The organism is Sulfurisphaera javensis, assembly GCF_041154675.1.
Lineage (GTDB): Archaea > Thermoproteota > Thermoprotei_A > Sulfolobales > Sulfolobaceae > Sulfurisphaera > Sulfurisphaera javensis.
Map to the genome: position 1 here is coordinate 1,002,296 of NZ_AP031322.1, position 11,921 is coordinate 1,014,216.

The 11,921-nt window shown below is 31.5% G+C and carries 13 protein-coding genes; 8 read left to right on the top strand and 5 right to left on the bottom strand.

Annotation, left to right across the window (positions count from 1 at the left end):
• The gene (locus ACAM25_RS05300) at positions 1-2,448 is read right to left on the bottom strand and encodes a cbb3-type cytochrome c oxidase subunit I (RefSeq protein WP_369611291.1); all 2,448 of its coding nucleotides are present in this window, start codon (positions 2,446-2,448) and stop codon (positions 1-3) included.
• A 433-nt stretch (positions 2,449-2,881) separates the two neighbouring features.
• On the opposite strand from ACAM25_RS05300, the gene ACAM25_RS05305 reads away from it, so the two are divergent.
• From ACAM25_RS05305 to ACAM25_RS05330, 6 genes are all read left to right on the top strand, one after another.
• A complete protein-coding gene (locus ACAM25_RS05305; protein WP_369611292.1) occupies positions 2,882-3,475 on the top strand; it encodes a sulfocyanin in 594 nt (197 codons plus the stop codon).
• A 59-nt stretch (positions 3,476-3,534) separates the two neighbouring features.
• Complete coding sequence (locus ACAM25_RS05310) at positions 3,535-3,975, top strand: cytochrome c oxidase subunit II (RefSeq protein ID WP_369611293.1); 441 nt, start codon at positions 3,535-3,537, stop codon at positions 3,973-3,975.
• A gap of 4 nt (positions 3,976-3,979) precedes the next feature.
• Positions 3,980-4,429, top strand: coding sequence for a hypothetical protein (locus ACAM25_RS05315; protein ID WP_369611294.1), 450 nt, complete (start codon positions 3,980-3,982; stop codon positions 4,427-4,429).
• Between the two features lie 66 nt (positions 4,430-4,495).
• Positions 4,496-5,215, top strand: coding sequence for a hypothetical protein (locus ACAM25_RS05320; protein ID WP_369611295.1), 720 nt, complete (start codon positions 4,496-4,498; stop codon positions 5,213-5,215).
• A 58-nt stretch (positions 5,216-5,273) separates the two neighbouring features.
• The gene (locus ACAM25_RS05325) at positions 5,274-5,999 is read left to right on the top strand and encodes a Rieske 2Fe-2S domain-containing protein (protein ID WP_369611296.1); all 726 of its coding nucleotides are present in this window, start codon (positions 5,274-5,276) and stop codon (positions 5,997-5,999) included.
• A gap of 4 nt (positions 6,000-6,003) precedes the next feature.
• Complete coding sequence (locus tag ACAM25_RS05330; protein ID WP_369611297.1) at positions 6,004-7,527, top strand: cytochrome bc complex cytochrome b subunit; 1,524 nt, start codon at positions 6,004-6,006, stop codon at positions 7,525-7,527.
• Positions 7,528-7,639: 112 nt separating this feature from the next.
• Here ACAM25_RS05330 and ACAM25_RS05335 read toward each other — a convergent pair whose 3' ends face one another.
• Genes ACAM25_RS05335 through ACAM25_RS05350 form a run of 4 tightly spaced genes read right to left on the bottom strand, consistent with a single transcriptional unit; the run spans position 7,640 to position 10,461 of the window.
• Complete coding sequence (locus ACAM25_RS05335) at positions 7,640-7,996, bottom strand: hypothetical protein (RefSeq protein WP_369611298.1); 357 nt, start codon at positions 7,994-7,996, stop codon at positions 7,640-7,642.
• Positions 7,997-8,011: 15 nt separating this feature from the next.
• Positions 8,012-8,737 carry a winged helix-turn-helix transcriptional regulator gene (locus ACAM25_RS05340; protein WP_369611299.1) on the bottom strand — a complete coding sequence of 242 codons (726 nt, stop codon included), beginning with the start codon at positions 8,735-8,737 and terminating at the stop codon, positions 8,012-8,014.
• Between the two features lie 21 nt (positions 8,738-8,758).
• Positions 8,759-9,220 (bottom strand): GNAT family N-acetyltransferase, encoded by a 462-nt coding sequence (locus ACAM25_RS05345; protein ID WP_369611300.1) that lies wholly within the window; start codon positions 9,218-9,220, stop codon positions 8,759-8,761.
• Positions 9,217-10,461 carry an NADP-dependent malic enzyme gene (locus ACAM25_RS05350; protein ID WP_369611301.1) on the bottom strand — a complete coding sequence of 415 codons (1,245 nt, stop codon included), beginning with the start codon at positions 10,459-10,461 and terminating at the stop codon, positions 9,217-9,219. Before ACAM25_RS05350 ends, ACAM25_RS05345 begins: the two co-directional genes overlap by 4 nt.
• Positions 10,462-10,588: 127 nt before the next feature.
• Here ACAM25_RS05350 and ACAM25_RS05355 point away from each other — a divergent pair, with 127 nt between their 5' ends.
• Complete coding sequence (locus ACAM25_RS05355; protein ID WP_369611302.1) at positions 10,589-11,404, top strand: DUF929 domain-containing protein; 816 nt, start codon at positions 10,589-10,591, stop codon at positions 11,402-11,404.
• Between the two features lie 37 nt (positions 11,405-11,441).
• Complete coding sequence (locus tag ACAM25_RS05360) at positions 11,442-11,903, top strand: CoA-binding protein (RefSeq protein WP_369611303.1); 462 nt, start codon at positions 11,442-11,444, stop codon at positions 11,901-11,903.
• The last annotated feature ends 18 nt before the right edge of the window (positions 11,904-11,921 follow it).

The window sequence follows — 11,921 nt, forward strand, 5'->3', positions numbered from 1 at the left end:
TCATATCCCGAAGAATGATATTTGTCCGGGTACAAATGGATGATAGAAAGGTAACTGTAAGTATAACATAGTAAATACTATTACCCAAATACCATCTACAAAATGCCAGTAGTATGATGCAGCCGTTGAAGCTTCATAAGGAACTATTTTTCTAGCCCTTAATAACGTAAATGCCCATAATGTTAAGCCCATTATTACATGAAAACCATGAAGCCATACTATAGTAAAGAAGAATGATGTTATAATATTTTCTTGTGGTGTAAAGTGAATTATATGAGTAAACTCATACATTTGGCCACTTAGGAATGTTAAACCCATTAAGAAGGTTGCTAAACCTAAATACTTAAATCTTTTTAATTTACCCTTAAGCAAACTATCATAGGCAAAATGCGACGGAATTGAGCTAGAAAGTAATATTATTGTCATAGCTAGTGGTAACCCATACCAGTCGACATGGAACGATGCTAGGTAAGGCTGGGCTGCAGGAGTCCAATTTATTGTATACAAATATCCGCCAATGAATCCTCCAAATAAGAAAATTTCAGCTATAATCAAATAAAGAACTATAGTTCTTGTCTGTAATGCTTTCTGTACTCCTTCAGGTGTGACTGTTAGAGTATTTGATGAACCAGAAAATGGAGAGCCAGCCATCTTTGTTAAATCAAATCCACCAGAAGGTCTTATTGAGGGCATTGAAGGATAAAGTTCTTTGAAGTAATCGTGGTAGGCCCAATATCCTCCAGCAGCTAAGAACGCTAAAATCATCGGTATTCCTACACTTAATAGTCCAAATCTTAATATGAAGAGAAATCCTAATCCGGGTAAGAACATCATAAGCCCTAGCATTGCAGGTAAAAATGTTCCATGTCTATGTTCTGGTATTGATCCATCTAATGCTCTACCAAAAGTTAATGGCAAAGCTACTGGCTTAATGTAAAAATCTGGTAAACCTATTGCTTCTGCTCCCCAAGGATCTAGACTTTCAACTCTTTTGCCTTTTATCCAACTATATAGCAAATTCCCAAAAATCAATACTAAACCAATACCCATTATTACTCCTCCAACGTCTATGAATATCTGGAATGGATAATAAATCATGGAAGGAACCCATGCATATCTTCTAGGCATGCCTAAAACTCCCTCAACGAACATACCAGTAGCTATAACAAAAGCTCCAACTATAGTCATTATTGCTCCACTTTTTGATAACTCCATATCATACATCTTTCCAGTAAAGTATGGGAAATAGTAAAGTAAAGCAGCTAAAAATGCTACAATTATAGCAAAAACCATGTAATGGAAGTGACCCACAACAGCATAAGTTCCATTTAAATCATAATCTAAGGGAATTAGAGGAAACAAGACACCAGTTATACCACCAACTAAAAATAATGCTATAAATCCTAGAACTAAGATAGAGTAACCAGTAACTTTAAGCTTACCTTGATAGAATGTTGCTGTCCAATTAACTACCTTTACACCAGATGGTATTGCGATTGCCATTGTAATCGATGCAGAAACTGCATCTGCCCAAAAATTAAATATCGAGGTGAACATATGATGCATCCATACTCCCATTGCACTTAGAAATGCAATTGCAAAAGAGGATAAAGCTAAAGCTTTGTAACCATATATTTGTCTTCCTACTGCTCTAGGCAAAACTTCACCAATTATTCCCATAGCTGGGAGCATAAGTATATATACTTCTGGGTGTCCAAAGAACCAAAAAACATTTTGCCAAAGAAGTGGATTTCCTCCTGCATTTGCATTAAAGAATTGAAAGCCCCAATCTCTCTCTAAAAATGCCATAGCTAAACCTGCTGTGAGTGGTGGTAAAGCTATCATTAATAAGATAGCTGTTGAGAAAAACGCCCAAACAAATAATGGCATCTTAAAATATGGTACTTTCTTTAGCCTAGTAATTGTAAGTATAAAGTTTATGCCAGTTAATGTACTGGATATTCCAGCTATAATTAAACCAATTTCTATTAAATCCATTCCAATTCCAGAATTTACTTGTAAATCTACAGAAAGTGGAGCATACATGTACCAGCCTGCATTTACAACTCCTACTAATGGAGATATACCAGAAAGTATTACTGCCGGAACTAGAATCCAAAATGATAAAGCATTAATTTTAGGCCAATATAGGTCAGGAGCACCAATCATTCTTGGCACTAGATAATTTGCTAAACCAGCAGATAATGGCATTACTACGAAGAATATCATAAATATTCCATGTAAAGTTAAAGCATCATAATATGTAGTTGCCCCTATATTATTAAAGGTTAGTTGCGTTCGCATTATTATTGCTTCAGCACTCCCTATTATAAGGCTAATAATACCTAGTGTTATATACATTATACCAATATCTGAAGCATTAGTTGTAGTAAATGCAATTTTGAGAATCTCTTTTATTTTATGAGCTACACTACTCATAATTCTCATGTTAATTATTTAGTTCTGGTATATTAAGTTTTTTATCAAAAACTTTGATAGTTTAAAACTTTAATAATATTTTAATATTTAAGAGAAAAAATTTTATTAATCACAAAGCATTTAGTTTATACCGTTCAGAAGGTTAATATATATAATTAATTATGTTAATTAAAAATTGTATTTAAAAAGATTATATAAATGATTTCTTTCTAAAACGCAATAAAGAATACTCCATGAATATACTGAAAATTTAAGTTTGTTAATCAAAAATAAAAATCTGGTTGTGAATAAATCCCTACATAATTCAATTTATGCATCAAATTTTCTATAATACTTTTTAAAACTAATTTTTAATTTTACGTTGGAACTCTCATTAACGCTACAATAACAAAAATGGAGTAAAAAAATAAAAGTTTGAAAAATACACTTTATTCTTGGGAGTATGAAAAAAGGAGTATCCCCGACATTTACTGCAATAGTAGCAATTGTAGTTGCCATAGTAGTTGTAGGCGCATCTGTATATACATACCAACAATTTTTAGCTTATTCAGCAAAAACATCAGCTGTAGTTTCAACAACTTCAACTACACCTAGACATACACTAAAATATGATCCAACAAATAAAACAGTCTTTATAACCTTAGTAACTCTAAGTAGTGGTCCTACATTTAACTTTAACGGCACAGATTTTGGTTCAATGGTTATTTATGTTCCTGCAGGATGGAATTTATATATTACATTTATAAATCAAGAAAGTTTACCACATAATCTTAATTTAATTGCTAACGATACGGCAACCCCAAATTCACCAAATATTGCTTCAGATGGAAAAATTCTTTTAACTATTGGCGCCTCTTCTAGTGATTATGAAACTACTGGTATAATGAGCGGACAGTCTGCAAGTGGTTTGTATACTGATATACAACCTGGAATATATTGGCTTGCTTGTGGAATAGCTGGTCATGCAGAATCTGGAATGTGGGTTGTCTTAGTTGCCTCTTCTAATGTTACTACACCATATGTTGTTATAAGTTAAATCTTTTTTTATCTTTTTTTGCGTTAACTATAAATATTAGACTATTAAATATTCTTTTGATGGTTAAGTTATCTATAGAAGTAATTACCATGATAGGTGCAGCATTAATATTAGCTGTTCTAGGTGGAATAGCATTTCATGATCTTATAATGATAGATACTGGGGGATATTTTCCACATAACGAGAAACCAGAAGTAATAAGAGTAATTGCTAAGCAATACGTCTGGGAATTTATTTACCCTAATGGTACAGTAAGTTATGATAAAGTTGTTATACAGGCTGGAAAGCCATACATATTCAATTTAACCTCAGCAGATGTTATTCACGCAATGTATATAGTTCAACTAGGATATAAATTAGAAGCAATCCCTGGATATTATTATCCATTGTACATAATTGTTAATAAGCCTGGAGTTTATAATATTTATTGCGCAGAATTTTGTGGCCCAGGGCATTATACTATGATTGGAGAGTTGATAGTTGTTAACGGAACTGGGTGAGATAATGAGTCAAAGGCTTAGTAAAAAGGATTATGCTTTATGGATTATATCAATTCTAGCTATGTGTTTCATTTTTTTAGCTGTAGGAAATTTTGGAAATTTAACGGCATTAAGTTCGGCTTCACCTATTTCCCTAGCTGAGAAATCGTTATTCAGAATTACATATATTGCTGCTTCAGGAGTATTTGGAATTTTTATGGGAAGTTTAATTTTCCTTGCTTTAAGATTTAGGGAAAAGAGTGAGATAATAACACAAAGAAAAACTGATTATACAGCTATAGGTCTTGGAGTAGCAATAGTTACTGGAATTGCATTAGTCTGGTTTTCCTTACCATATTTGTCACCGAATCTTCCCTTAGTTTTACAATTTAACACTGGAATACTATTATCTATGGCGATGTTTCTATTATTTGCCTTAACTATAGTACTATATAAAGAATATTATAAAGAATAAGTTAATTAAATTTTTTTCAATTATATTCTATCAAAATTTATAAGCTTAAAATTAGAAACTATAATTATGAAAAAGGTATTTTTGGTACTTCCGATGATAGTATTGTTTTTATATTTTTCTCTTCTTCCTCCCGGGTTGTTTTCAAACATTATCACGCCCGTTATTTTTTGGACTATTACTCTTCTTTTAATAGCATATTATCCACTTAAAGTAGCATTTTCCTACGTAATAACTAATTTCAGAAAAAAAGAGATTAAGATAACTACATTAGCCTATTTTCCAGTTCATCTTTTTATATTTAGTTTAGCTATAGAGAAGTTATTAACTATTTTCTTTTCCCCTTCAGCTTTTTACTATGAACAAATAGGCTTAGCTTATGCACCATTCTCCACTTACGGATTAGGATTTGTTTTCAATCTATTATTTAACCCCTCCATTGAAGTATTACTTCCACCATATTATTATCTCTCAATTACTCCTTTTGCAATATTTGTAGCAATTACGATAACTTTTTTAGTATCTGCAAATATTGGTAAGATATTTGAATTTATAAAATCAAAGAAGCTAATTTCTGGAATTATAGCAATTGGTCTAGTTGGTGGGACAACTTGCTGTCTCTCTTTACCTACCATTATAGCTTTTTATACACCTTTATCTTTCCTAGCTTACAGTGTAATTGCTGGTGAAACATTGACAATTATTTACTTTGTTTTACCTTTAATAGTTATATTATCTCTTTATGATCTATTCAAGAGAACTCTTAAAGTTAAATGCAATTGTAAATAGATTAAATATTTTAGCAAAACTTAAATAGTTTTTAGTATTAAATTTCTTTGTGGTAAAAATGAAGAGACGCGATTTTATTAGGCTAGCTATGATTGCAGGAGGAGCAGTAGCTGTATCTCCTTTATTTTCACCACTTTTTAATTACATGGGTTATTACTATAACGAATTGAGAATAATCTCTAAGAATTATTTAGTTGTAAATAACTCGTCAGGACTTCTTGGTTTTCCAAAGTATAAAATAGCTAATATAAAGGATATACAGAATAGCAATTGTCCAGTTTATTTCTTCGCATATCCATTAACCAATGAGCCTTGTTTCTTAGTTGATTTCTCAAAACTTAATGGACAAACAGACGTGCAATTTAAAAATCCTTATTATGGTCAATTTAGGATAAATTCTAATTTTCCTAACATAAAGGGAGTTGGACCTAAAGGAGCTATTTGTGCTTTTTCAGCCATTTGTGTACATTTAGGTTGTCAGCTACCAGCCCAAGTATTAGTTAGTTCTCCAGATGTACCAGGGTTAAATCCATCAACTACAATTTTACATTGTCCATGTCACGGTTCGATGTATAAACTAGATGAAGGAGGGATAGTAGTTGGAGGACCAGCACCTAGACCATTACCAATAGTACTACTAGAATATGATAATACAACTGGTGATATTTATGCTATAGGTACGAACGCTCCCTATTTCTCTAAAACAAGACCTACCAGCAACTTGATATATGATCCAGACTACTCTTATCAAATTCCATCTAATCCAGCATGTACTACTGGGTGAAATCATGGAGGAGGAGAGAGAAAGTTGGATAGATAAAGTTTTTCAATGGCTAGATGAAAGAATCGGAATTTATGGTCATACTATAGCTAAAGCACCAAAATATGCTTATAGGCTTGATTATTGGTTAGGTTCAATGGTTTTAGCTTCATTTACGTTAGCAGTAATTACTGGAGCTTTAGTGGCACTATATTATGTTCCTTCTGATCCTTACGCATCAACGGTTTATTTAATTTCACAAGTACCTTATGGTGCATTACTATTTAGTATACATACGTGGGCAGCTTATGCAATGATATTCTTACTTATATTACATATGACAAGAAACTTTATTGTAGGAGCTTATAGAAAACCAAGAGAGATAATGTGGATAGTAGGAGTTATCTTAGCTGGTTTAGCTTTAACTGAGGCATATTTAGGTTATTCTTTACCATATAATTTAATATCATGGACAGCAACAACAACTGGCTTAAACTTGTTTACTTACATGCCTTTTAATTTAGCGTCTTTAATTAAGCTTATGACTACTGTACCAACAAATTTACCTGGAATAGCAAGTGGAGTAGATCCATTAGTTGATAGGTTTTTCATTTTCCACTGGATTGTAGGAGGATTAATACTCTTATTCATAATGATCCACTTAGCCATATTTGAAAAACATGGAGGACCAACACCTCCACCTAGTAAAGAACCTGGACCAGAATTAGTTGAACATTACAAAGATAAATTAGAAAATGATCCGAATTGGAAATTGCAACCTTACACTAGGACATTTGGATTGATTTTAATGACTTTCTTCTTAGTTTTTGGAGCAGTTATATTGATAGCGTCTATAATACCTTACAATATAACAATTACTGGGAATGGGCTTAAATATACTATGCCAGAATATAATCCAGTATTAGCAGCACAAACTCCACCTATTCCTGATTGGTATTTCTTATTTATATATTTCTTCTATAAATCGGTTCCTCCTCAATATGCCTCCTTAATATTTTTAGCATGGATATTAGTAACACTATTGTTCCCCTTCATTGATCAGTATATATTTAGACATAAGGCAAGCCATCCCGTTATAAGACCAGCCGCAATTGCTTTAGGAACAGGGTTCATAATTTCGTTCATAGTAAACAGCATATGGGCATATAAAACTCCTGGAGTAGATATAGGACCTATAGGTGTTGAAGTTGATGGATTAATATTCTTAGCTAGCTTTATAGTACTCTATCCTTTGTTAAAATTCTACTTTGCTCCTAAATCGTTAAAAGAAAACTCCTCCTCATTTAATTTTAGAAAGACTATGATACTACCAACTAAAACTCTTAATCAACAGCAACATAAATTATTATTGCGATCAAGCGAAGTTATATTTGCAGCTTTAGTTTCTTCGTTTGCTTATACAACAGCACAATTAATAGCTTCATTACAGATAGCATATATTACAGCACAGTTTGGCGTAGGTTTTCTACTAGGTTTAGATCTATTAATACTATCTGGAATATTGTCTTTCATAGTTTTCGGAGGTAAATAATTCATATATTTAACTTTTTTAATGTTGAAATTCATATTGTTTTAAAATTATAGTACTACTTTTGTACTAGTTAAGCTATTTTTAAAAACCTTTCTATGTTAATTTCGTAAAATTAGATTAGCATTATTTGGTATCCATTATCGATAAATAATGAAAGATCTTTATGGTCATTTTCATCTCCAAAAAGTCTAATTCCTCTATTCAGTAGTTTATCTTTTATGTTTAAATGAGGAGGAGATGCGCAATAGCCACATGCACCATATACTATACCTTCCTTTAATGCTTCATTTAATAATGGCTTTATATATTCATTATCACTAACTAATATTTTCTCTCCTAATCCTTCAAAATATACTAGTACTTCATTTCCTTTTCTTTTTAAATTTATAGCATAATGTAACGCATGTGCGGCTTTTACTAATTCAGATTTTATATCTGGATCGGAAAATATTATAAATGCATATTTCATGGAAAAAAGAGGAAGTTATTTCAAATAAAGTTTTGCTTGAAAATTTTGATCTTGACTCAACCAATTATTCACTTCATATTTTGATTTTATTGAAATTTTTCCAAATCTAGTTAATTTTACTATATCTTCTAAGTTATTTGCAAATCCTATTGATAATGAAGGATAATTAAATATAGTCTTTGAAGGTTTAATTGATGATAAAAATGAGTATAATAGGAAATCAAGTTTTGTTATGTCTATCTTTGGTATAACACGAACTATACCATGAGAAAGTAAGAAATTCAAATGCCTTTTAATTGTTCTTATTTTACGATTTAATTTATAGGCTATTTCGCTTTCATCAATTAGTGGGTTATCATTTAGTAATTTAATTATTTCGTAGTCTAGGAAAGATAAAGAATATTTCTCCTCAGGTATTTTTTCGTAAAAGATAGGGTCTATCATTTCAATCTCTTTCTCAACTTCATTCCCATAAATTTCAGATATTGAAAAACCTTCTATACATGTAAACCTTATGCTCTCATTTTTAATGTTTTCTTTATTATGGATTAAGATAGCTCTCTTATAACCTAAAATCGTTGGATTAACATAGACATAATAACCTTCTATATAATGTTTTAACTTGTTTATTCTATATAATAACGTAGAAATATCAATGCTTATCCTTCTAGCTAATTCTCTCTTGCTTATTCTAGGATTCATAAAGATATAGTAAAATATCAACTTATCTAATTTATCCACAAGTTCATGTTTATCATTCATCTAATCAATTTTTCTTATGTACTCATTATGAAGCTCTCTAAAGCCTTTTTTAGTGTAAAAAGACGTTGCTATCATATTTTTTGCTGGAAATCTTGCCAATATAGTTTCTATTCCTCTTTCTTTTAACTCTTTTTCAATATAATTAATTAAGCTTTCACCGATACCATTACGTCTATAAGCAGGATATACATAAATTTCTTGGATCATTCCGACTTTTTCTGGTATATAAAACTCTCTATTTGAAATAAATACTCTTGCGCCACCTACTACTTTACCATCTTCTTCAGCGACTATTAATAAAACATTATTATCATTAAACGATTTTTTAATAGATTCTTTCACTTTTTCTTCTAAGTCTTGTGATACTTCTAATAATGGATCAAATTCTGAGTTAAGCTGATACATTCTTGTAAACATATCAGTCAGTATTTCAAGATCTTTTTCAGATGCTTTTCTTATCATAATACTAACCTCCTTGCTTTTCCAATTCTTTCTTTAGCTAATTCTAGAAACTCTTTATAAGATAACTTTAGTCTAGCATAACCTAATTCTACGGCTTTAGTTGCTACTGCCGCTGCCATCCTGAAATAAACTTCTATTTCATCCATTCTTGGAATTATATAATCTTCCCTCAAACCTTTCTCTTCAGCATACTTAGCTAATTCTTCTGAAGCTGATATTATCATTTCATCAGTTATTTTTCTTGCTCTACAATCTAAAACTCCTCTAAATACTGCTGGAAAGATTAAGGAGTTATTTACCTGATTTGGAAAATCACTTCTACCAGTTGCTACAATTACAGCACCGGCCTCTTTAGCCTCACTAGGATAAATCTCTGGAATGGGATTTGCTAAAGCAAATACTATAGGTTTGTTCATCATTCTAATAAGCCTTTTATCTATCTTAGCATAGGGTGAGGAAGCTGCAATTAGGATATCAGCGCCTTTAAAAGCCTCATCAACAATTGTAACTCTCTCCCCATTAGTTTGTATTGCTAACTCATATTTCCAAGGGTGTTTAAACATTAGAGAATCTATGTCTCTCCTTTCAGCATATAAAGGACCTTCTCTATCTATAATTATCATGTTTTTAGGATTAAAACCATATCTTATTAATAATCTTGCTGTTGCTATATTAGCTGCCCCAGCTCCCATTAAAATAATCTTTGAATTTTTATCTTTTCCAGTAAGTTTTAGAGCATTAATTAACCCAGCTAGAACAGCACCAGCAGTTCCTTGTTGATCATCATGCCAGACCGGTATATTTAAGACTTTTTGTAGCTCTTCCAGAATAAAGAAACATTTAGGTGACTCAATATCTTCTAAGTTTATTCCTCCAAATGCGGGCTCAATAGCCTTAGCAACTTGAATAAATTCTTCCTTACTATATACTCTAATGGGTAATGGAAAGGCATCTACACCACCTAAATATTTGAATAATAATGCTTTTCCTTCCATAACTGGTAAAGAGGCTATAGGACCTACATTTCCTAAACCTAAAACTCTACTTCCATCAGTCAGAATAGCAATAGTATTCCATCTACTCGTTAGCTCAAAACTTTGATCTTCATCCTTTTGAATTTCTTTTACTAACTCTGCAACACCTGGAGTGTAAATTAAAGCAAAATCTTCATAAGAATTGATAGGAACTTTTGGTAATATTTGTAATTTCCCTTGATATTTCTTTGCTAACGACACAGCCATACTATATTTAATGTCTTTAAATTATAAAAATTTTTCGTAAATCTTGAAATGATCAAAATAAATATTATTCTTCTTACTTTTAGTTATTGGGGAAAAATTTATAGTTTGATCAGAATAGAAAAAAGCAATGAACAAAAAAGTCCTTGGAACTGTTATAGCAGTAATAGTAATAATTGCTGCGTTTCTATCAGTATATTACATTATGAAACTGAGTAATACAAAGGCAAGTGTAAATAATACACAATCACCAACTACTTCCTCCATTAATGAAATACCGGCTGGTAAATTTGTGAAAATAAGTAATATTGATTTAGCACCAAAAGGGCAAGTAATTGTGGTAGAACAATCTTGGTATGGATGCCCCGTAGGAGCAGCAGCTTCATGGGCCATTTATAATGTTTTAAAGAATTATGGGAATATTACATATGAATTTCATTATTCTGATCCTGATCATAAGCCAGCAAACATCCCAGGCCTAATATTCTTAAATTTCACCCCAACGTCTATAGTCAGATTTTATGTAGCTTATGTTTATAACGAATATTTAAATGCCTCTTACAATGGAACACCAATACCTCAAAATGAATTAATTCCGATTGGAGAAAAAATATTAGAAGAGGAATATGCAAGTATGGGATTACCACCTCAAGTTTCACAGTTCATAATTCAGTACGAGACTAATGTTACAGTAGAACAATATGGTAAGCCATCTGCACTATATGTACAACCACCACATCTTAACTTTGCAATACTAATATCTGGACCTAATGGAACATATATTGTTACTACTCCAATAGTTAACCCAGATATACTTTCTGGATACAGTCCTCAATATGTGTTTAATAACTTAGACCAATTCCAACAAATAATAAACGCATCAAATATGATTCAGCAAGTTATACTTGAAGCAGCAGGACCTTTAGCTGGCGAGTGTCCAACGTAAGTTAATTATTTTTTATTCCTACTTCATATTTTATAATATGAGTTCTGAAGATGAGTTAATTACGTATATTTTGAAAAATTATAAGAATATAGCAACAATAGGCTTTTCAAAAGATCCAACAAAACCAGCACATCAAGTTCCTAAATTTCTTATTACTAAAGGCTATAATGTGTATCCGGTAAATCCTTCCGCCGATGAGATTTTAGGAAGAAAAAGTTACAAATCAATCTTAGATATTCCGGATAAAATTGATATAGTAGAAGTTTTTAGACCTTCTTCAGAAGTTCCAAAGATTGTAGATGAGGTACTTGAAAGGGTAAAACAAAAAGGAGATGTAAAAGTTATCTGGTTACAAGAGGGTATAAGAAATGATGAGGCAGCAGAAAAGGCTAGAAAAGCTGGCTTAATTGTTATTCAAGATAGATGTATGTACAAAGAATATATGAAGAAAATAGCTGGAGATAAAAGTCCTCCTCCAGTATCACAAGTTGTAGAATAAAGTTTTTATTCACTTTTA